The following is a 26,637-nucleotide window of genomic DNA, read 5'->3' as shown; positions in this document are numbered from 1 at the left end:
AATTCGAAAGGTAAATAGATGAACGCAGCAGCCACCAAGCTTCCCACCGAAATGGGTAAGATCCACTTTGTGGGCATCGGCGGGATTGGTATGTCGGGCATCGCCGAGGTTCTGCTGAACCACGGATATCAAGTGCAGGGGTCGGACCTTAAGGCCTCGAAAATCACCGACCGTCTAAAAAAACTGGGGGCCGAAATTTTCGTTGGCCAGCGTGCCGAGAACCTCGAGAATGCTGAGGTTGTCGTGATTTCCTCGGCAATCAAACCGGGCAACCCCGAGCTGGACACAGCCCGCGCTCGTGGTCTTCCAGTGGTTCGCCGGGCCGAAATGCTGGCCGAGCTGATGCGCCTGAAATCGAACATCGCTGTCGCGGGTACGCACGGCAAAACCACCACCACTACCATGGTGGCCGAGCTGCTGGTGCATGGGCATATCGACCCGACCGTGATCAATGGCGGCATCATTCACGCCTATGGTTCGAATGCGCGGATGGGGCAGGGCGAATGGATGGTTGTGGAAGCTGATGAAAGCGACGGCACCTTCAATCGTTTGCCCGCGACCATCGCCATCGTCACCAATATCGATCCCGAGCATATGGAGCATTGGGGCGATTTCGATACGCTGCGCCAAGGCTTCCTTGATTTCGTGTCGAACATCCCGTTCTACGGGCTTGCCGTCTGCTGCACCGACCACCCTGAAGTGCAGGCCTTGGTCGGCAAAGTTACCGACCGCCGCGTCGTAACCTATGGCTTTAACGCACAGGCCGATGTTCGTGCTGTGAACCTGACTTACAAAGGCGGTGTGGCGCATTTCGATATCGAGCTGAACCACGAAGGCACCAAGATCGAAGGCTGTACGCTGCCGATGCCGGGGGATCACAACGTCTCGAACGCTTTGTCCGCCGTCGCAGTGTCCCGCCATCTGGGCATGAAGCGCGACGAGATCCGAACGGCGCTTGCCAGCTTTGGGGGTGTGAACCGACGCTTCACCAAGGTCGGAGAAGTGAACGGCGTCACAATCATCGACGACTACGGCCACCACCCGGTCGAAATTGCCGCCGTTTTGAAAGCCGCCCGTCAAGCGACCGAAGGCCGCGTGATCGCTGTACACCAACCCCACCGCTATAGCCGGCTACATGACCTGTTTGAAGAATTCTGCGCTTGTTTCAACGAAGCTGATGTCGTTGGTATTGCAGAGGTTTTCGCCGCCGGAGAAGATCCGATCGAAGGTGCATCCCGCGATGATCTGGTTGCTGGGCTCGTCCGCCACGGCCACCGCCATGCCATCGCCGTAACCGACGAAGATGCCTTGACTGCATTGGTCAAGGAACATGCCGAACCGGGTGACATGGTGGTTTGTCTGGGCGCAGGTACGATCAGCGCTTGGGCGAACAACTTGCCGGGACGGCTAGGGTAAACCTCTCCTTACGCAAGGGATCTCTTGAACGGGGCCTCGTTTCGTGATGGTTTGAAAGCCGCGCGACACCTCGAGATATTCCTATTCCCCAACAGGTGACTCCATGAAACCCGCCCCTCTTAAACGAAATCTCGGACTTGGACTTCTGACCATGTATGGCGTTGGCGTCATGGTTGGTGCCGGCATTTACGTGCTGGTTGGTGCAGTGGCCGCAGAGGCCGGGATTTGGGCACCCTTGGCGTTTCTGCTGGCGGGCCTGATCGCAGCCCCGTCTGCGCTAAGTTACGCAGAGCTTAGCTCGCGCATCCCGGAAGCCTCGGGCGAGGCCGCCTATGTCGAAAAGGGGCTGAATAGCCACCTTTTGGCGGTGTTGATCGGTCTGGCGATTGTTCTTGCAGGCACCGTGTCCGCTGCAGCGGTTTTGCGTGGTGGCGTTGGGTATCTGACAGCTTTGGTCGATATCCCAAGCGAATGGGCCATCATCGGGATTGGTATTGCCCTGACCCTTGTGGCGCTTGTGGGTGTGTTGGAAAGCCTGTCTCTGGCCGCCATTTTCACAGTGGTCGAGGTGCTAGGCCTGATCGCCGTGGTCTATGCCGGATTTACAGCGCCGCCTGTTGCCGTGTTGACCGACCTGCCTGATATCTATTGGCCCGGTGTGGCAGGTGCCGCTGCTTTGGCCTTCTTTGCCTTCATCGGGTTCGAAGACATGGTGAACATGGCGGAAGAGGCAAAAGACCCCACGCACACTGTCCCCCGCGCCATACTGATCGCTCTGGTTGTTACCACTTTGCTCTATGCACTGGTGTCTTACGCAGCGGTGCGCGCTGTGCCGGTGGACGCTCTGGCAAGTTCCGGCCGACCTTTGGTTCTGGTGTGGGAAAGCAGCTTTACAGCCTCGCCTGCCGTTCTGGGTGCCATCGCGGTGGTCGCCGCGTTGAATGGCGTGTTGGCCCAGATCGTGATGGCGGCTCGCGTTTTGTTTGGCCTTGGTCGTCGCGAGAAGCTTTTGTCATTCTTCTATCGCGCCCATCCCCGGTTTGGCACGCCGGTACTGGCGACCGTCCTGCTGGGGGCGGGGGTGATCGGGGCAGCATTGGCCTTGCCTGTGTCCGAACTTGCAGCTGTGACCTCGACCGTGCTGCTGATCGTGTTCGCAGTTGTGAACGTCGCGCTGATTGCGTTGAAACGAAAAGAGCCTAAAGCCCCGTTCCAGACAGCCGTCTGGGTGCCATGGCTGGGGCTAATCAGCGCCCTGACGGCGCTGGCCGCGTCTTTCCTGACAGGAGCCACACATTGAGCCCATCTCTGATCGTCGGTGCCTTCTGGGCAATTGCGGCCACGATTGTCGCGCTGTTGCCCATGCGGATGCAGTTCCCTCCGGGGATTTTCTTGCTGATCTCAGCGCCATTGCTGATCATCTGGATCGGGGCCACCCACGGTTGGGTGTGGGCCGCGCTGGGACTGGCCGCGTTCTTGTCGATGTTCCGCCGCCCATTGTGGTATCTGGCCCGTAAGGCGGTAGGGCGCGCATGACGCTGTCGTTAATCTTGGCCTGCCTTTGGGCTGTCACGACGCAGGTGATCGCCCTGACGCCCTCACGGGACCATCATTGGCGCGTGGCTTACGTCTTGATTGCCGTGGGCATTCCGCTATTGGGGTACGTGATTTACGAGAACGGCCCGTGGGTGGGGCTGCTGGTTTTGCTGGGCGCGATGTCGATCCTGCGCTGGCCGGTGATCTACCTGACGCGTTGGTTGAAGAAGAGGTAGCACATGGCCCGTCCTGACCAGATCAACATTCGTGGCAATCTGATGGCCGACAAAGAGCTGGCCGGGCTGACATGGCTGCGTGTGGGTGGCCCTGCGGACTGGCTGTTCATGCCTGCCGATGAAGATGATCTGGCGCATTTCCTGTCTGAACTGGACGTGGATGTACCAGTCTTTCCGATGGGCGTTGGTTCGAACCTGATCGTGCGCGATGGTGGAATCCGAGGCGTCGTGATCCGCATGGGGCGCGGGTTCAACGGGATCGAGATCGATGGCCAGACAGTAACTGCCGGCGTCGCGGCGCTGGACGCACAGGTTGCCAAGAAGGCCGCCGCTGACGGCGTGGACCTGACCTTCCTACGCACAATTCCGGGCGCAATTGGTGGCGCGGTTCGCATGAACGCCGGCTGCTATGGCTCTTATATTGCTGACGTTTTTCAAACTGCGACGGCCCTTACGCGGGCTGGCGAACGCGTAACGCTGACTGCAGATGATCTACAATTCCAGTATCGGCAAAGCGAACTGCCAGAGGGTTGGGTGCTAACCCGTGCTGTCCTGAAGGGCCCCGTGGGAGATCCCGACGAATTGGCTGCGCGCATGGATGCTCAGCTCGCCAAGCGCGACGAAACGCAGCCCACGAAAGACCGTACAGCTGGATCTACGTTTCGCAATCCGGCGGGCTTCAGCTCGACCGGGCAGGCGGGTGACAGCCACGAATTGAAGGCGTGGAAGGTGATTGACGAGGCCGGAATGCGCGGCGCGATCCGGGGCGGGGCGCAGATGAACCAGATGCATTCGAACTTTCTGACCAACATCGGTGATGCCACCGCTGCCGACCTTGAAGGATTGGGCGAAGAGGTCAGAAAAAAGGTTTACGAACACAGCGGCATAAAGCTAGAATGGGAAATTAAGCGCGTAGGTGATCCGGCGGCAGAACAAACCGGGCGCAAGATGCGAAAATGAAGGTCGAAAAGGCCAAAAATTGAGGGGTCGGGCAGGCCCTGAAAGCCGAAAAACAGACGCAGAAAACTGCGCGATATCTCGGTTCGGGGCGGTACGCCTCATGACAGACACCGTGGTTGCACGGGATTAACGCCGGAAACGGCAGGGCATTTTGGCCGCATTGCGGCCGAGTACGAGGCATTACAGGCTATGTCGGGTTCTTCCGTCAGCAAAGTTGTAGTTTTGATGGGTGGTCCATCGGCCGAGCGCGAAGTTTCGCTAAGCTCGGGCGAGGAATGCGCCAAAGCTTTGGCAGATGAAGGGTACGAGGTCGTGAAGATCGACGCAGGCCCCGATCTGGCCGAGCGCCTGAAAGCCGAGGCCCCTGATGTTGTGTTCAACGCGCTGCATGGCCGCTGGGGCGAAGATGGCTGCGTTCAAGGTCTACTTGAATGGCTGCAAATCCCTTACACCCATTCGGGCGTTTTAGCCTCCTCGCTTGCGATGGACAAGGAACGTGCCAAGGAAACCTTCCGTGCCGCGGGGCTTCCCGTGGTCGCCAGTGTTCTGGCCGACAAGGGCGAAGTGCAGGCCCGTCATGTGATGGAACCGCCTTACGTGGTGAAGCCTTTCAACGAAGGCAGCTCGGTCGGAATTTACATTGTGCAAGAGGGCGCAAATACGCCTCCTAAACTGGCTGAAACCATGCCCGACACGGTGATGGTCGAAACCTACGCACCGGGGCGCGAGCTTACGACGACGGTTATGGGAGATCGTGCGCTTGGCGTCACCGATATCATCACCGATGGCTGGTATGACTATGACGCGAAATATGCTGATGGCGGATCGCGCCACGAAATTCCCGCCAACATCCCCGCCGAAATTGAAGCCGCCTGTCTGGACTTTGCGGTGCGGGCGCACACCGCCCTTGGCTGTCGTGGTGTCAGCCGCACCGACTACCGCTGGGACGAATCCCGTGGGCTGGATGGTCTGATCATTCTTGAAACCAACACGCAGCCTGGCATGACGCCGACCTCGCTTGCGCCCGAACAGGGTGCGCATCAGGGGATGAGCTTTGGCAAGTTCTGCGCGTGGATGGTGGAGGACGCATCGTGCAACCGATGACCTCTACTCAGAACGACAAAGCAGAAGCGCAGCGCCGTGATCCGGCCCCTTCGCGGCTTGCCTATAAAGCCCACCGTCTGTGGCTGACCCCGGTATTTCGTGCCTTCCTACGTGTAGGCCTGCCGGTCTTTGCGATCCTGATGGCGACAGGCTGGTATCTGGCCAACCCGACCAACCGCTATGCGATTGGCGAGAAGCTGACCAATGTTAAGCGCTCGGTACAGGAACGGCCCGAGTTCTTGGTCAAGCTGATGGCCGTCGAAGGCGCGACCCCGGTGGTCGACAACGCTGTGCGGCAGATCCTTCCCATCGACTTCCCGATCTCCAGCTTTGATCTGGATCTGGAACGGATGCGGACCGAGATTATGAAACTCGACGTGATCGAGGATGCCGATCTTCGTATCCGTCCGGGCGGCGTGCTGGAAGTGGCCTTGACCGAACGCCAGCCAGTGATCCTGTGGCGCCACAGCGGTGTCATCGACATGCTGGATGCGGGCGGCCATCGTGTGGCCAGTCTGCTGGATCGCTCGGCCAGATCCGATTTGCCCCTGATCACGGGCGAGGGGGCGGCTGACGCTGTGCCAGAAGCGCGCGCCATCCTTGACACGGTAGGCCCATTGGCAGGCCAGTTGCGCGGTTTGATCCGCATTGGTGAACGCCGCTGGGATGTTGTTTTGAAAAGCGATCAGCGTATTCAGCTGCCCGCCGAGAACCCCGTGGCCGCATTCGAGCAGGTGATTGCACTGCATCAGGCGCAAGATCTGCTGGGTCGCGATTTAAGTGTGATTGATATGAGAAACCCCCAGCGTCCCACGCTGCGTCTTGGCGAAACCGCCATGGACGAGCTGCGCCGCATTAATGGGGTCGAGATTGAAGAGGTTTCCCAATGACCGATATTTACAGCCAGCAACGTGCCATGCGGGCCATGCGCGAAGCCGCCATGCAGCGCGGCGTGATTGCCATTCTGGATATCGGCAGTGCCAAGGTGGGATGTCTGATCCTGCGTTTTGACGGACCAGATCAGTTCCGCGACAGCGACGGGGTAGGGTCCTTGGCAGGGCAAAGTGCCTTCCGCGTGATTGGCGCCGCAACGACACGCTCGCGTGGGGTTCGTTTTGGCGAGATCGACGCGATGGCCGAGACAGAGCGTGCCATTCGCACCGCCGTGCAGGCCGCTCAGAAAATGGCCAACATCCGCGTGGATCACGTGATCGCCTGTTTCTCGGGCGCGAACCCGCGCAGCTATGGGCTGGATGGCGCAGTTGAACTGGACGGTCGTGCCGTTACCGAAGACGACGTGGCCCGCGTGCTGGCGGCCTGCGACATGCCTGACATCGGAGACGGTCGTGAAGTGCTGCACGCGCAGCCGGTGAACTTCGCGCTGGATCACCGTTCGGGTCTTGGCGATCCTCGGGGGCAGATCGGCAACCGTCTGGCCGTGGATATGCATGTTCTTAGCGTGGACTCAGCGGTCATTCAGAACCTGCTTTATTGTATTAAGCGCTGCGATCTTGAGGTCGCGGGGCTGGCAAGCTCGGCTTATGTGTCCGGCATTTCAGCTCTGGTCGAAGACGAACAGGAACTTGGCGCGGCCTGTATTGATTTAGGTGGTGGTTCAACTGGCATCTCGATCTTTATGAAAAAGCACATGATTTTTGCCGACAGCGTACGTCTGGGTGGGGATCATGTGACCTCGGACATCTCGAAAGGTCTGCAAGTGCCATTGTCGACGGCCGAGCGGATCAAGACCTTCTATGGCGGCGTCATTGCCACCGGCATGGATGATCGCGAGATGATCGAGATCGGCGGAGACACAGGCGATTGGGAACATGACCGTCGCACGGTCAGCCGCGCCGAACTGATCGGCATCATGCGTCCGCGCGTAGAAGAAATTCTGGAAGAAGTGCGGATGCGCCTTGATGCGGCCGGGTTTGACCATCTGCCCAGTCAGTCCATCGTGTTGACCGGTGGAGGCAGCCAGATCCCGGGACTAGACGGGCTTGCCCCGAAAATCCTTGGACAGAATGTGCGCATCGGACGCCCGCTTCGGGTGCAGGGCTTGCCACAGGCAGCGACGGGGGCAGGGTTTGCCTCGGCTGTGGGGCTGTGCCTGTTTGCCGCGCACCCACAGGACGAGTGGTGGGACTTCGAAATGCCAGCGGAAAGCTATCCGGCGCGCAGCTTCCGTCGAGCCTTTCGGTGGTTCAAGGACAATTGGTGAGTCTCACGCTGCACCGCAACATGCTGTGTCTTCGGCGAAATCCTGCTTAAATTCCCAGTATTTCCTCAATATTTTGCGGTTTAGCGCCCCTTTTGGGCGTGACGGACCGTGCATTTGTGAGGTAACATGGAAAAAAAGAGGCAGTTACCGGCGATTCAGTCGGAATAACAACATATCAGCCGCCTTCGGGGCACATCGAAGCGGCACAGACCTATACAGGCGGAAAAATCATGACTTTGAACCTTACCATGCCCGGTCAGGAAGAGTTGAAACCTCGTATCACGGTGTTTGGCGTAGGCGGTGCTGGTGGCAACGCTGTCAACAACATGATCGAGAAGGAACTCGAGGGCGTCGAATTTGTCGTAGCCAACACGGACGCGCAAGCGCTTCAGCACTCGCGCGCCAAAGATCGCATCCAGATGGGTGTGAAAGTCACCGAAGGTCTGGGCGCGGGTGCCCGAGCAACGGTTGGCGCTGCGGCTGCAGAAGAAAGCATTGAACAGATCGTAGACCACCTGGCGGGCGCACATATGTGCTTCATCACCGCTGGTATGGGCGGTGGCACCGGGACAGGTGCTGCACCGATCATTGCGCAGGCCGCACGTGAACTTGGTGTTCTGACCGTTGGTGTCGTCACCAAGCCCTTCCAGTTTGAAGGTGCCAAGCGCATGCAGCAGGCGGAAGACGGTGTCGAAGCCCTGCAGAAAATGGTCGACACGCTGATCATTATTCCCAACCAGAACCTGTTCCGTCTGGCCAACGAAAAGACGACCTTCACCGAGGCGTTCTCGATGGCAGATGACGTTCTGTATCAAGGTGTTAAGGGTGTAACGGACCTGATGGTTCGCCCCGGCCTGATCAACCTCGACTTTGCTGATGTCCGCGCCGTAATGGACGAGATGGGCAAAGCCATGATGGGTACGGGCGAAAGCACCGGTGAAGATCGCGCGGTTCAAGCGGCCGAGAAAGCCATCGCCAACCCGCTTCTGGACGAAATCAGCCTGCGTGGCGCGAAAGGTGTGTTGATCAACATCACCGGCGGCTACGACCTGACCCTGTTCGAACTGGACGAAGCTGCAAACCGTATCCGTGAAGAGGTCGATCCGGACGCCAACATCATCGTTGGTTCTACGCTGGATGACAGCCTTGAAGGCGGGATGCGCGTGTCCGTTGTGGCTACTGGTATCGACGCTGCAGAAGTTCCGATGGACATTCCAGTACCGCGCCGTTCGCTGGCGCAGCCTCTGCAATCGCCGATCGAGGTCGAGCAGAAACTGGAAGCCGAAGCGCCCGCAGCAATTGCTGCCGCAGCCGAGATTGACGCAGCTCCCGTAGAAAGCGCTGCCGAAACCGTGGCAGAAGCCCCGGCAGAGCCGTCGCTTTTCGAAGAAATGGAAAGCGCGCCAGTCGTGGAAGAGCCCGCGATGCAGAACAGCTTCCCTGCTGAAACCGCAGGTGGTGATGTGCCGCCGCCGGTCTATCAACCTCGCGAAGAAGAGGCATATCAGGCCGCTCCGGCTGCAGATGCACGGTTCCATGAAGAACCCGCGGTTGCTCAGTTCGTGGCGCCAAAGGCTCCAGCCCCCGGCACCCCGTCGCCCGAGGCGATGGCCCGTCTGCAAGCGGCAGTTCAGAACCAGCCGCGCTCTGGTCAACCGGCAGCACCTGCACCGCAAGCAGAAGCTCCGGCTCAGCACGAGAAAGCCCGGTTTGGCATCAACTCGCTGATCAATCGGATGACTGGTTCGGGAGCCGCTGAAGGCGCTGCCCGCACGCAGCCGCCGGTGCAAAGCGATCAGCCCGTTCAGCATCAAGCGCCTGCCGCTGATCCGGAACAGGAAAAAGTTGAAATCCCCGCGTTCCTGCGCCGTCAGGCCAACTGATACCTGGGTAAAACCGATTGAAAAACAAGCCGCTGCGCAGAAATGCGCGGCGGTTTTTCGTTGTTGAAACCTTGAAGTTTCGGTTGAGGGACGGATTGATAATCATCGCTTATGTTGCATCAGCGAAGGATTGCCGGGATTCCGAGTGGATGTGCGGCCTATAGGTTGCAAGTCGCTGATGGTAATAAACGACATGAAACCAATGGTTTGTGGGTGAATTCTCGATGCGCGCGCGGTTTTTCGCGCACCCGTCAGGTCATGTTACAAACCGTTACAGAGGTTTGAATTGTGATTAACCTCTGAGGCGATTACCCACAATATCACCAGTCGAACGAGATTGGTGCGCACCCGTTGGGGCGTCAGATCGTTGAAAACCTGCCTGAGCAGTACGATCCGAGCCCATGCCCGCCAGCTTGGTGGAACAGACGGATTGGTTGGGCCGGCCCCGTGATACTCCACACGGGGGCGGACGACTCAGCCAGACCCAACGCGGAAATGCGCTTAGACAATAATGCGGGACTGCCAAAGGGCAGGGCATCGCGATCGAACCGAGGCAACGAAAGAGGCGTCACGTGCAGACCACAGTAGCCAGCACAGTCAGTTTCAATGGCACCGGATTGCATTCCGGGCGCCCGGTTCGCATGAAGGTTCAGCCTGCCTCGGCCGAATATGGCATCTGGTTCAAACGCATCGACGTCGATGACCGCGACAATTTGATCGCGGTGCATTGGGAATCTGGTGTGCCGTCGCCTCTGTGTACTGTGATCCGCAACGACGCCGTGGTCGAAGTTCGTACCATCGAACATATCATGGCCGCCCTTGCTGGCTGTGGCATTCATAATGCGCTGATCGAGATTGACGGTCCTGAAGTGCCGATCATGGATGGCAGCTCGGCCCGGTTCGTGGATGGGCTGATTAAAGCCGGACAGCGAGAGCTGGCGGCTCCTGTGCGCGTGATCGAAGTGCTTAAGCCCGTGGAATACCGCGATGGTGATGCGTGGGCGCGGCTGGAACCCTCGGATGGTTTCTTTATCGATTTTCATATCTCGTTCCCGGATGAGGCCATCGGTACGCAGGAAATGAGCTTGGACATGTCCAACGGCAATTTCGTGCGCGAGTTGTCGGATTGCCGGACATTCTGCCGCCGGGCGGATGTGGACGCGATGCACGAAGCAGGGCTTGCCCTTGGCGGCACTTATGAGAACGCCGTCGTCGTTGACGGAGATCAGGTGTTGTCGCCGGGTGGACTGCGCCGTGTAGACGAAGCTGTTCGCCATAAGATGCTGGATGCATTGGGCGATTTGGCGCTGGCGGGTGCCCCTTTGCGCGCGCGCTATACCGGCCACCGCGCGGGCCACGCGATGACCAACAAACTGCTGCGCGCCTTGTTTGACACGCCCGGAGCGTGGCGACTGGTGGAATGTGACAGCCAAGACGCGGGTAAACTGCCCGGTGTGGGTGTGCGCCGTTCTGACCTGCCGATGACGGCTTGATCGAGTCATCTGGTGATCTCGGTCGTGGATGGATTATCTGATCGCTCACTCAGATCACCGGCTGGACACTGCAGGTTTCCAATAAACTCTTGCAACATGGGTGAATTTTGGCGTGCAAACCATTTTGCCCTGAAAATTTCTGTGCTAGGACTCGCAGGAACATGTCGGAATTATTCTATCGACAGAAAACAGTTGGGGTAACACGGGTTATGATCCGCGTGAAATTGGGCAAATCCATCAGCATTGCACTGGTATCCGGCTTGGCTTTGACAGGCTGCGGCGGCGGCTCGGGTAGCTTGGGATTCGGAAGCTTGGGCTTCGGTGGCGATGGCACCGGGGGTAGCATTTTTGGTACTCGCGTTGAAAAGCGCCCCATTGATCAATGGAGCGCTGAAGAAATCTTCAAGCGCGGCGAATATGATCTTGAACGTGGCGACCCCTCGGAAGCGGCCAAATGGTTTGGCGAAGTCGAGCGCCTGTACCCCTATTCGGAATGGGCCAAGCGCGCGCTGATCATGCAGGCGTTTTCGCACCACAAAGACAAAGAATACGAATTGGCCCGCGCCACGGCGCAGCGCTATATCGACTTCTATCCGGGTGACGAAGATGCCGCCTATGCGCAGTATCTATTGGCCATCAGCTACTACGATCAGATTGATTTGATCGGACGCGATCAAGGCCTGACCTATCAAGCGCTTCAGGCATTGCGTTCGGTGATCGAGCGTTATCCCGACACGGAATACGCCAAATCCTCAATCCTGAAATTTGACCTAGCCTTTGACCATCTGGCGGCCAAGGAAATGGAAATCGGGCGTTACTATCTGAAACGCAAGCATTACTCAGCATCGATCAACCGTTTCCGTGTGGTTGTCGAACAGTTCCAAACCACCACCCACGTGGCCGAGGCACTGCATCGTCTGGTCGAATCTTATCTGTCACTCGGACTGGAAAGCGAAGCCCAGACCGCTGCTGCCATTCTTGGTCACAACTTCCAGTCGACCGAATGGTATCAGGACAGCTATCGTCTGTTGACCAGCCGTGGATTGAAGCCGGAAGCCAAGGGCAACAGCTGGCTGCGTCAAGTACACCGTCAGATGATCAAGGGCGAATGGCTCTGACCGTGTCGGGCCACATGGCCCGCCGAACGGTTCTCGGGCCTAAGAGGGACGAGGCGTAGAATGCTGCGGTCTCTGGACATTCGAGATATGTTGATCATTGACCGGTTGGAGCTTGAGTTCCAGCCGGGACTGAACGTGCTGACCGGCGAAACGGGCGCGGGTAAGTCGATCCTTCTGGACAGTCTGGGATTTGTGCTGGGTTGGCGTGGTCGCGCGGATCTGGTGCGCACCGGGGCCGAACAGGGCGAGGTCGTCGCCGTGTTTGATCTGCCTGACAACCACCCAGCCCGATCTGTTCTGGATGTGGCCGGAATCCCCGTTGATGATGAACTAGTGCTGCGCCGGGTGAATCGATTGGATGGGCGCAAGACGGCGTGGGTCAATGACCGCCGGGCAAGCGGAGAGGTGTTGCGCGCCTTGTCAGACAGCTTGGTAGAGCTGCACGGCCAGCAAGATGATAAGGGACTTTTAAACCCGCGTGTACACCGACAGCTTTTGGACGAATTTGCAGCGCTTGGCGCACATGGCGATGCGGTGAAAACTGCGTGGCGGTCCGTTGCACAAGCATCCAAGTCGTTGGATGAAGCGCGGGCACGGATCGAGGCCGCGAAAGCTGAAGAAGAATTTCTGCGTCATGCGGTCGACGAGATGGACACGCTGGACCCACAACCCGGAGAAGACGCCGAACTGGACGCGCGCCGCCGCTTGATGCAGGGGGCCGAGCGGATTGGCGAAGACATCTCGCGTGCGCATCAGGCGCTTGGTACGGGCGAGGGTGCCGAGGCACGTCTGGGGGACGCTCTACGTTGGCTGGACGGCGCAGCAGAGCAGGCTGGCGATGTGCTGGATGCCCCAATCGCGGCCTTAAGCCGTGCGATGGATGAGTTGGGCGACGCCGTGTCGGGCGTTGAGGCCGCAATGGACAGCCTGTCATTCAATCCACACGAACTGGAACAAGTGGAAGAGCGACTGTTTGCCATTCGTGCAATGGCGCGCAAGCACCATACCACTCCCGACGAGTTGGGCGTGTTTGCTGAAGACTTGCGCGGTCGGTTGACGGCATTGGATGCCGGCGCGGATGAGATTGCAGGGCTGGAAACGGGTTTGGCCGACGCACGAGCGCGATACGACAAGGCGGCGAAAGAGCTGTCCAAAGCTCGTCAGGATGCGGCGTCGCTTCTGGATCAGGCGATGGGTGCAGAGCTTGCCCCACTGAAGATGGAGCGCGCTGTCTTCACAACAGAAATCTCGCCCACGGATCCCGGCCCGGACGGTGTTGACGCGGTGACGTTTACCGTTGCGACCAACCCCGGTGCACCCTCGGGGCCGTTGAACAAGATCGCCTCGGGCGGTGAGCTCAGCCGTTTCCTGTTGGCCCTTAAGGTCTGTCTGACGCGTGACGCCACCGGCCTGACCATGATCTTCGACGAAATTGACCGGGGCGTCGGAGGGGCCACCGCTGATGCTGTAGGTCGGCGTTTGGCGGATCTGGCTTCTGCGGGACAGGTGCTGGTCGTGACGCATAGCCCGCAAGTGGCCGCGCTTGGCGGGCATCACTGGCGCGTCAGCAAATCAGTTGCGGACGGCGTGACGCTGTCCACTGTTTCCCCGCTGTCGCCCGATCAGCGCGTGGACGAGATCGCGCGGATGATCTCGGGCGACACGATCACGGACGCCGCCAAAGCCGCCGCGAAAGAGCTTCTGGCAGGCTGATCTTACCCGCCTTGCGGGACCAGCTTGCCGGGGTTCAGGATATTGCGAGGATCGAGCGCGGTTTTGATGTCCCCCATCAGCGCCCAGCCGATGCCGTGCTCTTCTTCCATAAGGTGTAGCTTCCCCATGCCCACCCCATGTTCGCCGGTGATGGTTCCACCATGCGCCAACGCGCGGCGGCTCATCCGTTCGGCAAGGGACTTGGCCTCGGCCATTTCATCGAGGCTGTCCGGGTCGATCAGCAGGATGGCGTGAAAGTTTCCGTCCCCGACATGTCCCAAAATCGGGCCGGGCAGGGACGAGGCTGCGATATCCGCGCGGGTATCCTCGACCGCCTGCGCCAGTTGCGAGATCGGTACGCAAATATCTGTGACCAAGGCGCGCGCGCCGGGGCGCAGGCTTTGCACCGCATAAAAGGCGTGATGCCGGATCTTCCAAAGCGCGTTGCGATCCTCGGTCTTTGTGGCGTGTTCATAGCCGGTGGCGCCGAAGTCACGGGCGATTTCGCCGAAAATGTCGCTGGCTTCGTCGACGCTGTTGGGGCTGCCGTGAAACTCGACCAAAAGATGCGGGCACTCCGCCATCTCGGTTCCAGCATATTGATTGAAGGCGCGCGCGGTAGCGTCGTCCACGAATTCGATCCGCGCGACGGACAGGCCCAATTGGATCACCTGTTGAACCGCACCAACTGCTGCACTCATGTTAGGAAAGGCGCAGATCCCGGCACGGATCTCTTCAGGCTGCCCATGCAGGCGTAGGGTGAGTTCGGTGATGACCCCCAAAGTACCCTCGGACCCAAGAAACAGTGCGGTTAAGTCATAGCCCGAGGAAGACTTGGCCGCGCGCGATCCTGTGCGGATTACGCGCCCATCCGCAAGGACGACGGTAAGCCCAAGAACATTCTGACGCATCGACCCATAGCGGACCGTGGTTGTCCCGGACGCACGCGTCGCAGCCATCCCCCCCAACGTTGCGTTTGCCCCCGGATCAACCGGGAAAAAAACGCCTAATGTGCGCAATTCTTGGTTAAGCTCTTCGCGCGTCAGGCCCGCTTCGACTTGGGCAATCATGTCGCCGGGATCCTGCGACAACACCCGGTTCATCCGCGCCATATCCAGGCACACACCTCCATTTGCTGCACTTGTGTGCCCTTCCAACGAGGTTCCGGCGCCGAAGGGGACCACAGGCAAACCGGCCTGATTGCAGATCTTCAGGATCCTGCTGACTTCATTGGTATTCTCGGGCCAAACCACGATATCGGGCGGAGCAGGGGCAAAATGAGTCTCGGATCCGCCATGTTGATCCAGAACAGGCTTGGACCGGCTGATGCGATCGCCTAGAAATGACGAAAGCTCGGTGAACGCGGTGTCGATGGCCATCCCATCCTCCCCTGAGAAACCGGAACAACTTATGGTAAATGACGGGCCTTGGGAAGGGTTCTACACGCGCAGCGCAATGATAAAACAGATAAAAATTATAATGATTCAGCGCGCCCGAAACCTTTGCGGGAATGCGCGTGATGCGTGGGGTGTCCTGATAGAAAAAGGCCCAAGCCAAATGCAGTTTTGGCTGATTGCCCTGATCATCGGCGTGGCATCGGGAACGGCTGCACTTGGGTTCCGTAAGGGGATCGAGATACTGCAAGCTTCGCTTTACGGAACGGATGATCTGACCCATTTGCACAGCTTTGCCGAAACACTGCCGTGGTACTGGATCTTGATCCTGCCAACCTTGGGCGGGCTGGTTGTTGGGCTGATCTTGAACTGGTTTACCCATGACGGTCGCGTGCGCTCGGTTGCAGATGTAATCGAGGGGGCCGCGCTTTGGGAAGGTCGGGTGGAAAAACGTGCGGGTCTTGGCTCTGCATTGGCGTCGTTGGTGACATTGTCTACCGGTGGGTCGTCAGGACGAGAAGGCCCCGTTGTGCACCTGGCCGCCGTAATCTCAAGCTGGATTTCAGCGCGGATCAACGCCAATGGCATCACCGGGCGTGATCTGTTGGGCTGCGCCGTAGCGGGCGCGGTGTCGGCCAGCTTCAATGCCCCAATCGCGGGGGCTCTTTTCGCGTTAGAGGTCGTGCTGCGCCATTTCGCGGTCCACGCGTTCGCTCCGATCGCTATTGCTGCCGTTTCTGGGACGGTGATCAATCGCCTTGAATATGGTGGCGTGACCGAGTTCACGCTGCCCGATGAGGGCACGTTGGCGTTTTATATCGAGCTTCCAGCCTTCCTGATCCTTGGGCTTATCTCGGGCATTGTTGCCGTGATCCTGATGCGCTCGATTTTTTGGGCCGAGGATTTGGGCAACACCGTGCAGGATCGCCTGCGTCTGCCGCGTATTCTCCGTCCAGCGCTATCGGGCTTCCTGCTCGGAGCAATCGCGATCTACTTTCCGCACATCATTGGCGTGGGGTACGAAACGACCTCGGCTGCATTGACGGGAAGCCTGACCGCTGGTGTCGCCATTCTATATGTCGCTGTCAAAGTGGCCGCGGTTGCCATCACCATGGCCGGACGCATGGGGGGTGGTGTATTCTCTCCGGCATTGATGGTGGGCGCGCTGACTGGGCTCGCCTTCGGGATCATCGCCACGGCTATTTTCCCAGACGTATCAGGGTCTGAAACCCTCTATGCCCTTGCTGGCATGGGTGCGGTCGCGGCGGCCGTACTGGGGGCTCCGATTTCGACAACGTTGATCGTGTTCGAACTGACCGGAGACTGGCAGACCGGGATTGCCGTGATGTCAGCCGTATCGTTGTCTACCGCGCTGTCGAGCCAGTTGGTGGACCGCAGTTTCTTCCTAACCCAACTGGAACGCCGCAACATCCACCTTGCCGCTGGCCCGCAAGCTTATTTGCTGTCCACAGTGCGCGTGGCGCAAGTGATGCGCGACCTGGAACACGCCCGTACCGCCGGCGAAGAACACTGCTGGGAATTGATCGAGGCAGGCGTCTATGTGGATGGCAACACGACGTTGGAAGTCGTGATGCCCATTTTTGAAGCCACAGGTGAACGGTACATCCCGGTTGTCACCCTTGGCGGCGAAGGTGATCCGCCCGAGCTTTGGGGTGCCGTCTTCCATGTGGATGCGCTGAAAGCCTTCAATCGCGCGCTATCGGAAACTGCTGCAGAAGAGCATTCCTGACCGGTTCCCCTACATTTTCTTACCACAAATATCCCGGGGGCAGAGCCCCTAAACAGCGCTGCCAATTATACGTCTAGCCCAAAGCCCGCGACAAAGCACAGAAGGCTTCCACATCGATCTCTTCCGCGCGCGACGTGGGCTTGATTCCGACCGAGGTCAGAACGTCCTCGATTTCCGGGTGCAGCCCCTTAAGGGAAGCGCGCAGCATCTTCCGCCGCTGCCCAAAGGCTTTGGCGACAACTGCTTGAAGCTTCTTCGCATCAGCTTCGAACCGGGGGGCAGGCAAGGCCTCAAGATGCACCACGGCCGAATGGATTTTCGGCGGAGGGGTGAAGGCCTCGGGCGGAAGCTCCATCACCACACGCGGAGTGGTGCGCCATTGGGCCAGAACGGCCAGTCGTCCGTATTTCTTCGATCCCGGTTGAGCCACGATGCGCTCGGCCACTTCCTTTTGGAACATCAATGTCAGGCTTGTCCACGAGGGTGGCCAGCTGGGGGGTGTCAGCCACCGCACCAAAAGCTCGGTGCCTACGTTATAGGGCAGGTTGGCGACGATACGGATGGGGGGCGTCAGATGTTCGAGCGGGTCCAGCTCCAACGCGTCCGCATTCACCACTTCCAACCGACCTGGATAGGCCGCCGCAATTTCGGCCAATGGCGCCATGGCGCGGCTGTCTTTCTCGACGGCCAATACCTTGCGCGCGCCTTCGACCAGAAGACCACGGGTCAATCCGCCGGGACCGGGGCCGACCTCCAACACGTCACAGCCAGACAGATCACCCGCCATCCGAGCGATCTTGGCGGTCAGGTTCAGATCCAGAAGAAAGTTTTGGCCCAGAGATTTCTTGGCAACCAGCCCATGGGTGTTGATCACATCGCGTAGCGGCGGCAGTCCATCGATCTGGCTCATGAGGTGCTCTCCTGTCGGCGGGCAAGGCCCATCTGGTGGGCCATACGTAGGGCGTTAATTAAGGACGTCGCATCCGCCTTGCCCGTACCTGCGATGTCATACGCGGTGCCATGATCGGGTGATGTACGCACGAAGGGCAGGCCTAAGGTAACGTTGACGCCCCCCGCAAAGTCGATCGTCTTGATCGGGATCAGCGCTTGGTCGTGGTACATGCAGATCGCCGCATCATAATCCACGCGCGCACTGGCATGAAACATCGTGTCGGCGGGCAGGGGGCCCAGCAGGTCCAGACCCTCGCTGCGCAGATCGTTCAGCAGGGGGGTGATCATGTCAATCTCGTCCATCCCCATCGCACCGCCTTCGCCGGCATGGGGGTTCAGGCCCGAAATTGCCAACCGTGGAGCGTCCAGTCCGAAATCATGGATCAGAGCGGCATGGGTGGTGCGAATGACTTGGGTCAGCGTCTCGCGGGTCAGAGTCTTAGGAACCTCGGATAAGGCGATGTGGATTGTGGCCGGCACTACGCGCAGCTCGTCACAGGCCAGCATCATCACGACATCTGCGCCCCCAGCCAGATGCGACAGATATTCTGTATGGCCCGGGAACGGGAAATCCGCCCCATCTTTCAGGGCTTTCTTGTTGATCGGATTGGTGCAGACTGCCAGCGCCTGACCCTGACGGGTCAGATCAACCGCACGGGCGATGACGTCGATTACTGGTTGCGCGTGTTCAGTCTGTGCGACGCCCGGCACACGCGGAGATTGGAAATCATGCGGCAACACGGGCAGAGATGCGGCCCCATGGGCGTTATCAGGGGTGTCGATCCGAGTGAACGCAACGCCTTCGGGCAGATGTCGCGGATCGCCAATCAGAAAGAAGGGCAAAGTTCCTTGCAAGGCAGCAAAGGCTTTTGCGGCGATCTCGGGCCCGATGCCCGCAGGCTCCCCCATGGTCAGAGCCACCGGCGGAACCATGCCAGACACGCTGCCTTCAGCGGTCATTGCGGGTCAAATTCCTCGATAAACGCGGCAGCACGCAGCTCTTCCAGATAGGCGACGGAATAGGCTTGCAAACGCTGGTTCTGAAGGCGCAGGCGCAGCTGGTCGCGGCTGACTTCTTCAGGCAGCTCGCGGCTGCGCGAACATAGCATCAGAAAGACAAGGCTTTGCCCATTGGCCGAGGTCAGAGCGGTCGATACCTCGCCTTCATCCAATTGGGCCAGCTCCACAGCATAGCGGGTGGGTAGCTCGCCGATCGTCACAGTTTCGTTCTGAATTTGCGCTTCGGTCGATCCGGGGAACAGGCCAAACAGGTCGTTGCAGCTATCCGCTTTCGCGCGGATTTCGGCGGCTTGAGTCAGGGCTTCGGCACTACGCCCGCCAGGGATCATCAGCGCGGAGTATTCGACGGTAACGTCTTGCGGTGTTGGGCGGTCAAGCTCTTCGATCGCGCGCAGCTGGAAGACGGCGACACCGTTTTTCACGGGGACCGGATCGGTCACATGGCCGGGCTCAAGCGTGACGACCTGTCCCGCAACAGCGGGTGGCAAGTCTGACAGTTCGGTCCAGTTCAGACGCCCCGAGCGACCACGCGACGGGGCAACCGAAGAATTTCGGGCGGCCGATGCGAAGGCCCCCAATGTGGTGATTTCGGACAACTCCGCGGCGCGCGCATTGGCGATTTGCATTGCTTCGGGTGTTTGGGCGGGCAGGATAATCTCGGACAGCAGCACACGAACGTTCTGACCCGGAGCTGTCAGAGACAGCTGGCGATCAATCTCGTCATCAGTCACGCTAATGCGACCTTGCCAGCGTTCGCGTACAACCGAGCGCCACGCCAGACCACCCGAGACGAAATCGCGGAAGCTTTCTGGCGCGATGCCAGCCTGCGCGATGATCTTGTTGAATTCTTCGACGCTCAGATTGAAGCGGCCTGTGAACTCGGACATCCCGGCCAAAACCTCTTCGGCGTTGATCGCAATGCCGGCAGTCTCGGCCGCCTGTCGTTGCAGCGCCTCGTCCGTCAGCTGTTTCATCGCCAGTTCACGCAGGTTGCCCGGCGCGCGCAGGATGGTCAGGAACGCCATCCGTTGGGACAGCTCGTAGGCGGTGATAACCCTGTCATTTACCTTCTTAACCGGGGCAAACAGGTTTTGCGCCTCGGCAGGGGTTGCACCCATGCCAACCAGCGTTGCCAGCCCCAGCACCAGCCCGGAAGCGGCACAGGTCCATGCCGAAGCGGTCGATTTGCGCGGCGTTTGCGGCGCTTTAGTTTGGCGAAGAAATCCCATGGGCGTTTTCCTGTTTCGCATAAAGCTCGTATCCCCTGACTTCAATCTGTCCTGCTTCAATCGCATCATTGTTAGCCACTGCATTTATTCACTGCTGCGCCGCGGCCGCTTCCAAATCCGATCAGTTCAAACTGCAGACCAAAATCCGTTGTCGGCTCTACATTAATAGAGGTTGTGAAGCGACGCGAGAGGGAAAGATCAACTGAAAGACATTCATTTCGATATTCCACGCCGATACCGGCTCGGGTGGCCTGTTTTGCCTCGACGTCAAAGCTTCCATCGGCCGAAATTGTCCAGAAGTCGCCAACCTTCCAAGCACTGTCCAAGCGAAGCTCGTGGGTGGGCGTGGGGCGGTTCTCGGCTGTATCCTCGATCACCCAAATGTGGGCTGCGCCCAACTGGAATTCGTCGGTCAGCCATGCGGCGCGGGTTTCGGATTTTGTCAGCCCGAAATCATCGTCCAGAAGAGCGCGTCCCTGAACCGAAATACGCCCGCCAAGATTGACCGCCGCCCCCAACAGCCAGTCAGACTGTTGACCGGCAAGCCCCGATGCATCGGTGAACTGACCCAGATCGACCTCGCGGAAAACGCGTCCGGCCGCCAGTGTGAAGCCCCAGCCAGACGGAGCGCTGTGTGTCCAGCTCAGACCCAATGCACCCCGAAGCCCTTCTTCGCGCCGGTCACTGCCGGGGAAGCGGTTCAGGTCAAACAGATTGCCTTGGTCGAACTCGACGAACTGGCTGTCTTCATTGGGAATGTCGGCTCCCACCTGTTCGGACCATGCCAACGCGGCCACGGGTTCCAGAACATCCACAGCGCCACCAGCAGTGACACGCGACAGAGGCCATCGCAGGGTGACACCAGCCGAGGGCGTCGCAAAGCTTTGTTCAGTCAGGTAGCGGCTGTCTTGTTCGATCCAATAGATGTCCGCATCTAGGGCGGCTTGGCTTTCAATCACCAGACCCGCTGGGCCAATCCAGTCGCGCCGCCAGTTCAGGCCGGCCCCGATGCGCGCCACGTCCCGCCCCAGAACATCCAATTTGCTTTCGCGGAAATGGGCCTGCCACGACAGGTTTGCGCGCAGCTCGCCCCCGATAAATCCACCGGGATGGAAGCGGCGTTCATAGAAGGCGTCGATTTGGGCAAAGGGCAGTTGATCCGAGATCGGAAGCTCAGAGGCGCGCAACGTGTCATAGCGGGTGATGCCTGCATAGGCGAACTCGTCCCGGCGGGCGCGCATCACCTCGATCGCGTTGCGCAGCCGGTCTTGGTCAGAATAGCCATAGTCCAGCAAGTACCCCGCGTCTGAGACCTCTTGCAGCTGGAAGGACAGGGTGAAGTCACGCGGCAGCTGGAACTCACCTTCGCCGAACACATAGAAACGCGTGGTGTCTTCGATAATGCTGTCTCGGCTGACGGCCCCTTCGACCAGTATGTCGCCTGTACGGAAGGCCTGCCGATAGCGCAGTTCCAGCGTGCGGGTTTTGTCGGCGATATAGGGCGATACGGTCAGGTCAGCGTGATCACCCAGCTTGATAAAATAGGGAGCGGCAAGACCGAACCCCAGCGTCGTATTCGTGCGGATCTTGGGTGGCAAGAACCCAGTGGCACGAGTCAGTGTCGGATCGGGCAGGCGTAGACGCGGCAGATAAAACACCGGCACATCGGCGACCCGAAGTTGAGCGCCATGAAAATAAAGCTGGCGGGCCTCTTCATCATGCACAACGCGTTCGGCTCGGATTTGCCACAAAGGCACCGGGTTCTTCTTGCAGACTTGACAGGACGAGGCCGTGACCCGTGACAGCTGCGTATAGCGGTCCTGCACGCGGTTGATCTGAGCGGCAGCGATCTGCAATTGCTCGTCCAGTACAAGACGGGCGCTGGTCAGGATGCCATTGCGCAGATCGGCAGACAGCTGCGCCTCGTCTGCGACCAGAATGGTGCCATCAGGGCGCGTGATTGTGATGGGACCGGTGATGGACAACGTATCCGTCGCCTTGTCATAGCTGACGCGCGTGGCCGTAAGGCGTGTGCCGTCAAACAGCACCACCACATTGCCTTCGGCGACCAACCCGCCATTGCCAACAACGCGCACATGATCCGCGATCAAGCTTGCGGTTTGGGCCGTGGCGGGGCCCGTGCCAAGAGCTACGGCGCTGACAGACCCTGCCAACAGGGCCAAGGCCAGCCGTCCGGCGCGTAAGTGCTTTGACAGACCCATCATCCGTCCTCCAAGTGCAAAAGAATGCCCAGAGGCATAAGGATCGCGGCAATCGGGGGCGCCCAAGCCGCCAGAAGGATTGGGATCTGGCCGTTCTCTCCTAGGATCTGTGCGAAATTTCGGATGAAATAGGCACCGAAACCCATCATCAAGGCAAACAGCACCATGATCCCGGTGCGGCCAAAACGGGTGTGGCGCATGGTGAAGCCGGCTCCGATCAAGACCATTGCGACCAGAAAGACCGGCATGGCCAGTTCCATATGCAACCAGACGCGATGCGCGCGCGCCGAGAAGCCAGCGGCTTCAAGCTGTCGAATGAACTTCGGCAGGTCCCAGATCGGAATGGCACTTGGCTTTCCGAAGCTGTCGCGGATCTGTTCCTGCGTCAGGTTCGAGGCCAAGGTGAACATGGGGTACTGGATGGCCGTCGTTTCGGGATTGGTCTCGCTGACCAGATCCCAGACTTTCGCGCCCCGAATGGCCCAGTATCCGGGTTCCAGCTTGGCGCTGGCGGCTTCGATGCGCAGGGTGGGCGGACCTTCCGGTGCGAAGGAAAAGAAGGTGACGTCAAATAGCTCGGTACCTTCAAGGTTCGACCGGTCTGCACGGATCACGGTCTGGCCTGTTTCATTGCCCTGACGCAACCACACGCCATCAGATGCAATCGACAGAACCGACGCGCCGCGCCCTTCGTATTGGGCGGCAATACGTTCGTACTTCTTCGTCGTACCTGCGGCGATTGGATTGCCGATAGCGACGGCCAGAATGCCAAACAGAAACACCGTCAAAACGGGCGAGATCAAGGTCATCAACGCTGATCGCCCCGCGGCCCGCGTCACCACCATTTCCGAGCTTCGGGCAAGGCTGAGGAACATCCACAGCGTGGACAGGATCACGATCAAGGGCAGGATCCGATACATCCAGACCGGCGCGTTCAGAAGCGTCAGCCCCAGCACATTCATGAACCCGACCGAGGCCGCATCAAATTTGCGCATGCTCTCGACCATGTCCAGCAGGACAAAGATCATCGCCAGCACGAACAGCATGCTGAGGAAAGAGCGCAAAAAGCGGCGGGCGATATAGAGATGCAACCTCATGTGTTTGCCTCGGACATTTGACGGCTACGGTCGCGCAGCGTGCGGCGCCGGCGGCGCAGATCCGAGATGGATGGCCGAGTGGCCATGAACAGCACTGCGAAATTGAAAATGATCCCGACGAAAGTTGCCAAATAGACCAGCCAGACGCCACCTTCGGTTCGGCGCGCCATATCCAACATGGTATTGTCCAATGACTGCAATAACGCGACAACGCCCAACGCGATCACAACCTGACGCCACAGTCCAAATCGGCTGAAACCGGCCACGATTAGCATGGAATACCCCGCCATGGCTGTCACAATCGAATACAGTGCCTGAGCGTTGCGGAAATGGCCTTCAGCGCGCAAAGCGGCACGGGTTTCGCCAGTTTCAGCAAGTGTCGCAGCAGGCGGGTCTAACAGCTCGGTCGTATAGATTTGGCTCAGGGTGCGCACGCCTTCCTCGGTCCCGGTCAGCAGCGTCGCGATGTTATAGGTGAAATCCTCGAACCCGGTGGTGGTCAGGCGTTGGCTTTCGATGTTGATTACCTGCGCCAACCCGTCGAACATCACAAGACGTGGGCCAAGTTCGGTTTTCACGATCAAGGCGCGGCGGGCGGTATAAGTATAGCTCTGCTCTTCATCGCGTTCATCCGACAGGAAAATATCAAACAGCTCGCCCGCTGGGCTGATCTCGCGGATGTAAAGCGTGATACCCTCGGCAGGGTGCACAAAGCTGCCCTCAGTCAGAAACCGTGCGGTGACGTTCTCGGCGATCTCGGCCTGTCGCTCGGCGAACCGAAGCTGGCTCATCGGAACAAGGATATGGGTCAGAACAAGCATGAAAAGAGCAGTTAGGACGCCAAACACCAGAACTGGGCGGGCCAGCCGAAAGGGGCCGTAACCGGCAGCCTGTGCGACCACCAGCTCGCTTTCGGAATTCAGTCGGTTAGTGACAGATACTGACGCCGCAAAGGACGCAATCGGGATGATGAACACGATCACGCCGGGCAGGATCATGGCCGAGAACTCAAGAAACACCAGTGCGGTCTGGCCGTTGGCGATCAGCTGGTCAAACAGCCGAACCGCCCGGTTCACCCAAAAGAGCATCACCAGGACAAGCCCGTAGAAGCCGAACAACACCACAAGCTGCGACAGCATATAACGGTCGAATCTGGCCACGTTCCCCCCTGAGAACCCAATATCTTGTGGTCTGGTTTCTAAACCATCCGGCGGGCGGGGAAAACTGCTATCTGGTCAAACCTGTACAGGGCCGCTACCAATGGCAGAAACCTGCCAGATAAAGGACCCGTCATGACCGCTCCGATCCTACCAAGTTTCACCGAGATCAACCTTGATGCGATCGGTGCCCATAAGGGCCGCGTCACCGTGGTTCTGTCCGAACCCGGCAAGCTGCATCCCGCCGCGCGGCGCGTGAATAAGCTGATGCGCGGGGCGCTAGTGCGCTTCACCGAAAGCGAAGCGTTTGAGAAGATGAAAGACGGCGATGCGCAGGATCTGGCATGGCCTGTTGGAATGGAGGCCGAGGCCGTTCAGGTCATCCGCCTGTCGCCGCGCGCTGACGAGACATCTGCCCGCAAGGCGGGTGGTAAAATCGGCAAGGCGCTTTTGGGCAAAGACGTTCTGGTTCTGGCGGGGTCTCTGAAATACGCAGATGAACTGGCGCTTGGGGCCACCCTGCGCGCCTATGCGTTTGATGATCACCAGACGAATGAGGACGCACCGGAAGGTGGCAGCCTGATGGTCATGGTATCAAAACCCGAAAGCTTTGAGGGTGCGACGGCCAGCATCAATGCCCTGTCTGAAGGCGTGTTCTTTACCCGTGACTTGGTGAACGAGCCTGCCAACGTCCTAACCACAGTCGAGTTTGCCGCCCGTCTTGAAGCGCTGTCGGCCCTTGGCGTTACGATCAAAGTGCTAGAAGAAGACGAGATGGAAGCCCTTGGCATGCGTGCGCTTCTGGGGGTCGGGCAGGGGTCGGAAAGCCCCTCGAAGATCGTCATCATGGAATGGCTGAAGGGCGAAAAAGGCGCGGCTCCGCTGGCTCTGGTCGGTAAGGGCGTCGTGTTCGACACGGGCGGCATCAGCCTGAAGCCCGGCGCGGGCATGGAGGATATGACCATGGATATGGGCGGGGCTGGTACGGTCTCGGGCGTCATGAAAACGCTGGCGCTGCGCGGGGCCAAGGCCAACGTGGTTGGGCTTGTTGGTCTGGTCGAAAACATGCCGGATGGGCGTGCGCAGCGTCCCGGAGATATCGTAAAATCCATGAAGGGCGACACGATTGAAGTGATCAATACCGACGCCGAGGGCCGCTTGGTTCTGTGTGACGTGATGTGGCATGCGCAGGAAGAATACAAACCCGCCGCGATGGTGGATCTGGCCACGCTGACCGGTGCGATCATCATCGGCTTGGGTCATGAAAACACAGGCGTTTTCTCGAATGACGACAGCTTCTGCAACAGCTTCCTGAACGCTGCCTCCGCCGAAGGTGAAGGTGCTTGGCGGATGCCGATGGGACCGGGATATGATAAGCTGATCAAGTCGCACAAGGCCGACATCAAAAACGTCGGTGGACGTGCCGCAGGTTCGGTCACAGCGGCTCAGTTTTTGGGACGCTTCGTGAAAGAAGACCAGCCGTGGATCCACTTGGACATCGCGGGCACTGCCCAATTGTCCAGCGAAAGCCCCCTTGCGCCCAAAGGGGCGACCGGTTGGGGTGTGCTGGCGTTGAACCGTCTGGTGAAAGACCAGTTCGAAGGCTAAGCGCATGACGGATACAGCCGGGACCGAAGAAGAGACAGTGAAAGAGGGCGCATCGCAAGGCGAGGTCTTCTTTTATCACCTGACCCGGTCCCCGCTGGAAGTCGCGCTGCCGATGCTGCTGGACCGCAGCCTGCAAGCGGGCTGGCGCGTTTGCGTGCGCGGCCCAAATGCGGCGCGGCTGAATTGGCTGGACGAACGACTTTGGCTGCACCCAGAAGACGGCTTTTTGCCCCACGGTCAGACGGGCGGACCGCAAGACGCGCAGCAACCGATCCTGTTGACCAGCAACTCCGACAACCCCAACGACGCGCAAGCGCTGATGGCGATCGACGGGGCCGAGATTTCCGAGGGCGACATGCGCGGACATACCCGCGTCTTCGTGGTGTTCGACGGGAATGATCCCGACGCGGTGGCCCATGCGCGGACCCAATGGATGGCGGTGAAAAGCGCGGGCGTTACAGCGAAATACTGGAGCCAAGAAAGTGGCCGGTGGGAGATGAAAGCCAGCACCGCACCTGAAGACGCTTGA

At 59.3% G+C, this 26,637-nt stretch carries 22 protein-coding genes; 15 read left to right on the top strand and 7 right to left on the bottom strand.

All coding sequences use genetic code 11. The annotated features are described in order from the left end of the window. The first annotated feature begins 18 nt into the window (after positions 1 to 18). The 12 genes from murC to recN all read left to right on the top strand — a co-directional run bounded on the left by murC (position 19) and on the right by recN (position 13,680). Positions 19 to 1,416, top strand: coding sequence for a UDP-N-acetylmuramate--L-alanine ligase (gene murC, locus ACP15F_RS07265; protein WP_424940147.1), 1,398 nt, complete (start codon positions 19 to 21; stop codon positions 1,414 to 1,416). A 103-nt stretch (positions 1,417 to 1,519) separates the two neighbouring features. Continuing rightward, positions 1,520 to 2,716 carry an APC family permease gene (locus ACP15F_RS07260; RefSeq protein WP_424940146.1) on the top strand — a complete coding sequence of 399 codons (1,197 nt, stop codon included), beginning with the start codon at positions 1,520 to 1,522 and terminating at the stop codon, positions 2,714 to 2,716. After that, a complete protein-coding gene (locus ACP15F_RS07255; RefSeq protein WP_424940145.1) occupies positions 2,713 to 2,952 on the top strand; it encodes a DUF2484 family protein in 240 nt (79 codons plus the stop codon). Before ACP15F_RS07260 ends, ACP15F_RS07255 begins: the two co-directional genes overlap by 4 nt. Further along, complete coding sequence (locus tag ACP15F_RS07250; protein ID WP_424940144.1) at positions 2,949 to 3,188, top strand: DUF2484 family protein; 240 nt, start codon at positions 2,949 to 2,951, stop codon at positions 3,186 to 3,188. Before ACP15F_RS07255 ends, ACP15F_RS07250 begins: the two co-directional genes overlap by 4 nt. 3 nt (positions 3,189 to 3,191) lie before the next feature. After that, positions 3,192 to 4,148: a UDP-N-acetylmuramate dehydrogenase gene (gene murB / locus ACP15F_RS07245; protein WP_424940143.1), complete on the top strand. Its 957-nt coding sequence runs from the start codon at positions 3,192 to 3,194 to the stop codon at positions 4,146 to 4,148. A 189-nt stretch (positions 4,149 to 4,337) separates the two neighbouring features. Next, on the top strand, positions 4,338 to 5,252 hold the full coding sequence (locus ACP15F_RS07240) for a D-alanine--D-alanine ligase (protein WP_424940142.1): 915 nt from the start codon (positions 4,338 to 4,340) through the stop codon (positions 5,250 to 5,252). Next, positions 5,249 to 6,142, top strand: a complete 894-nt coding sequence (locus ACP15F_RS07235; protein ID WP_424940957.1) for a cell division protein FtsQ/DivIB — start codon at positions 5,249 to 5,251, stop codon at positions 6,140 to 6,142. The genes ACP15F_RS07240 and ACP15F_RS07235 overlap by 4 nt, the downstream gene beginning before the upstream one ends. Then, entirely contained in the window at positions 6,139 to 7,473 is a 1,335-nt protein-coding gene (gene ftsA / locus ACP15F_RS07230; protein ID WP_424940141.1) for a cell division protein FtsA, read from the top strand. The genes ACP15F_RS07235 and ftsA overlap by 4 nt, the downstream gene beginning before the upstream one ends. Before the next feature lie 230 nt (positions 7,474 to 7,703). Further along, complete coding sequence (ftsZ, locus tag ACP15F_RS07225) at positions 7,704 to 9,356, top strand: cell division protein FtsZ (protein WP_424940140.1); 1,653 nt, start codon at positions 7,704 to 7,706, stop codon at positions 9,354 to 9,356. Between the two features lie 572 nt (positions 9,357 to 9,928). Further along, complete coding sequence (gene lpxC, locus ACP15F_RS07220) at positions 9,929 to 10,849, top strand: UDP-3-O-acyl-N-acetylglucosamine deacetylase (RefSeq protein WP_424940139.1); 921 nt, start codon at positions 9,929 to 9,931, stop codon at positions 10,847 to 10,849. Between the two features lie 209 nt (positions 10,850 to 11,058). Further along, positions 11,059 to 11,967 carry an outer membrane protein assembly factor BamD gene (locus ACP15F_RS07215; protein ID WP_424940956.1) on the top strand — a complete coding sequence of 303 codons (909 nt, stop codon included), beginning with the start codon at positions 11,059 to 11,061 and terminating at the stop codon, positions 11,965 to 11,967. A gap of 60 nt (positions 11,968 to 12,027) precedes the next feature. Further along, positions 12,028 to 13,680 carry a DNA repair protein RecN gene (recN, locus tag ACP15F_RS07210; protein WP_424940138.1) on the top strand — a complete coding sequence of 551 codons (1,653 nt, stop codon included), beginning with the start codon at positions 12,028 to 12,030 and terminating at the stop codon, positions 13,678 to 13,680. Positions 13,681 to 13,682: 2 nt separating this feature from the next. Here the strand turns inward: recN and ACP15F_RS07205 are convergent, their stop codons facing one another. Then, positions 13,683 to 15,059, bottom strand: a complete 1,377-nt coding sequence (locus tag ACP15F_RS07205) for an FAD-binding oxidoreductase (protein WP_424940137.1) — start codon at positions 15,057 to 15,059, stop codon at positions 13,683 to 13,685. Positions 15,060 to 15,135: 76 nt separating this feature from the next. Between ACP15F_RS07205 and ACP15F_RS07200 the strand changes: the two genes are divergently transcribed. Continuing rightward, positions 15,136 to 16,824: a chloride channel protein gene (locus ACP15F_RS07200; protein WP_424940955.1), complete on the top strand. Its 1,689-nt coding sequence runs from the start codon at positions 15,136 to 15,138 to the stop codon at positions 16,822 to 16,824. A 73-nt stretch (positions 16,825 to 16,897) separates the two neighbouring features. On the opposite strand, the gene rsmA is transcribed toward ACP15F_RS07200, so the two are convergent. The 6 genes from rsmA to ACP15F_RS07170 all read right to left on the bottom strand — a co-directional run bounded on the left by rsmA (position 16,898) and on the right by ACP15F_RS07170 (position 24,503). Continuing rightward, complete coding sequence (gene rsmA, locus ACP15F_RS07195; protein WP_424940136.1) at positions 16,898 to 17,734, bottom strand: 16S rRNA (adenine(1518)-N(6)/adenine(1519)-N(6))-dimethyltransferase RsmA; 837 nt, start codon at positions 17,732 to 17,734, stop codon at positions 16,898 to 16,900. Continuing rightward, positions 17,731 to 18,708, bottom strand: coding sequence for a 4-hydroxythreonine-4-phosphate dehydrogenase PdxA (gene pdxA / locus ACP15F_RS07190; protein ID WP_424940954.1), 978 nt, complete (start codon positions 18,706 to 18,708; stop codon positions 17,731 to 17,733). Before pdxA ends, rsmA begins: the two co-directional genes overlap by 4 nt. A 23-nt stretch (positions 18,709 to 18,731) precedes the next feature. Further along, positions 18,732 to 20,024, bottom strand: coding sequence for a peptidylprolyl isomerase (locus tag ACP15F_RS07185; RefSeq protein ID WP_424940135.1), 1,293 nt, complete (start codon positions 20,022 to 20,024; stop codon positions 18,732 to 18,734). A gap of 71 nt (positions 20,025 to 20,095) precedes the next feature. Beyond that, entirely contained in the window at positions 20,096 to 22,249 is a 2,154-nt protein-coding gene (locus ACP15F_RS07180; protein WP_424940134.1) for an LPS-assembly protein LptD, read from the bottom strand. Next, positions 22,246 to 23,343 (bottom strand): LPS export ABC transporter permease LptG, encoded by a 1,098-nt coding sequence (gene lptG / locus ACP15F_RS07175; RefSeq protein ID WP_424940133.1) that lies wholly within the window; start codon positions 23,341 to 23,343, stop codon positions 22,246 to 22,248. Before lptG ends, ACP15F_RS07180 begins: the two co-directional genes overlap by 4 nt. Then, a complete protein-coding gene (locus ACP15F_RS07170; protein WP_424940132.1) occupies positions 23,340 to 24,503 on the bottom strand; it encodes an LptF/LptG family permease in 1,164 nt (387 codons plus the stop codon). Before ACP15F_RS07170 ends, lptG begins: the two co-directional genes overlap by 4 nt. 132 nt (positions 24,504 to 24,635) lie before the next feature. Between ACP15F_RS07170 and ACP15F_RS07165 the strand changes: the two genes are divergently transcribed. After that, on the top strand, positions 24,636 to 26,108 hold the full coding sequence (locus tag ACP15F_RS07165) for a leucyl aminopeptidase (protein WP_424940131.1): 1,473 nt from the start codon (positions 24,636 to 24,638) through the stop codon (positions 26,106 to 26,108). 4 nt (positions 26,109 to 26,112) lie between these two features. Continuing rightward, positions 26,113 to 26,637 (top strand): DNA polymerase III subunit chi, encoded by a 525-nt coding sequence (locus ACP15F_RS07160; protein WP_424940130.1) that lies wholly within the window; start codon positions 26,113 to 26,115, stop codon positions 26,635 to 26,637.

Source organism: Aliiroseovarius sp. S253 (genome assembly GCF_049800855.1).
GTDB lineage: Bacteria > Pseudomonadota > Alphaproteobacteria > Rhodobacterales > Rhodobacteraceae > Aliiroseovarius.
This window is presented reverse-complemented; position numbering and strand designations above follow the sequence as displayed.

Coding starts and splice junctions, on each gene's coding strand:
- ACP15F_RS07160 (WP_424940130.1), top strand. CDS start 26,113: ATGACGGATACAGCCGGGACCGAAGAAGAGACAGTGAAAGAGGGCGCA.
- rsmA (WP_424940136.1), bottom strand. CDS start 17,734: ATGAGCCAGATCGATGGACTGCCGCCGCTACGCGATGTGATCAACACC.
- ACP15F_RS07165 (WP_424940131.1), top strand. CDS start 24,636: ATGACCGCTCCGATCCTACCAAGTTTCACCGAGATCAACCTTGATGCG.
- ACP15F_RS07235 (WP_424940957.1), top strand. CDS start 5,249: ATGACCTCTACTCAGAACGACAAAGCAGAAGCGCAGCGCCGTGATCCG.
- murB (WP_424940143.1), top strand. CDS start 3,192: ATGGCCCGTCCTGACCAGATCAACATTCGTGGCAATCTGATGGCCGAC.
- ACP15F_RS07240 (WP_424940142.1), top strand. CDS start 4,338: ATGTCGGGTTCTTCCGTCAGCAAAGTTGTAGTTTTGATGGGTGGTCCA.
- ACP15F_RS07200 (WP_424940955.1), top strand. CDS start 15,136: ATGATAAAACAGATAAAAATTATAATGATTCAGCGCGCCCGAAACCTT.
- murC (WP_424940147.1), top strand. CDS start 19: ATGAACGCAGCAGCCACCAAGCTTCCCACCGAAATGGGTAAGATCCAC.
- ACP15F_RS07185 (WP_424940135.1), bottom strand. CDS start 20,024: ATGGGATTTCTTCGCCAAACTAAAGCGCCGCAAACGCCGCGCAAATCG.
- ftsA (WP_424940141.1), top strand. CDS start 6,139: ATGACCGATATTTACAGCCAGCAACGTGCCATGCGGGCCATGCGCGAA.
- lptG (WP_424940133.1), bottom strand. CDS start 23,343: ATGAGGTTGCATCTCTATATCGCCCGCCGCTTTTTGCGCTCTTTCCTC.
- recN (WP_424940138.1), top strand. CDS start 12,028: ATGCTGCGGTCTCTGGACATTCGAGATATGTTGATCATTGACCGGTTG.
- ACP15F_RS07250 (WP_424940144.1), top strand. CDS start 2,949: ATGACGCTGTCGTTAATCTTGGCCTGCCTTTGGGCTGTCACGACGCAG.
- ACP15F_RS07180 (WP_424940134.1), bottom strand. CDS start 22,249: ATGATGGGTCTGTCAAAGCACTTACGCGCCGGACGGCTGGCCTTGGCC.
- ACP15F_RS07205 (WP_424940137.1), bottom strand. CDS start 15,059: ATGGCCATCGACACCGCGTTCACCGAGCTTTCGTCATTTCTAGGCGAT.
- ACP15F_RS07260 (WP_424940146.1), top strand. CDS start 1,520: ATGAAACCCGCCCCTCTTAAACGAAATCTCGGACTTGGACTTCTGACC.
- ACP15F_RS07215 (WP_424940956.1), top strand. CDS start 11,059: ATGATCCGCGTGAAATTGGGCAAATCCATCAGCATTGCACTGGTATCC.
- ftsZ (WP_424940140.1), top strand. CDS start 7,704: ATGACTTTGAACCTTACCATGCCCGGTCAGGAAGAGTTGAAACCTCGT.
- pdxA (WP_424940954.1), bottom strand. CDS start 18,708: ATGGTTCCGCCGGTGGCTCTGACCATGGGGGAGCCTGCGGGCATCGGG.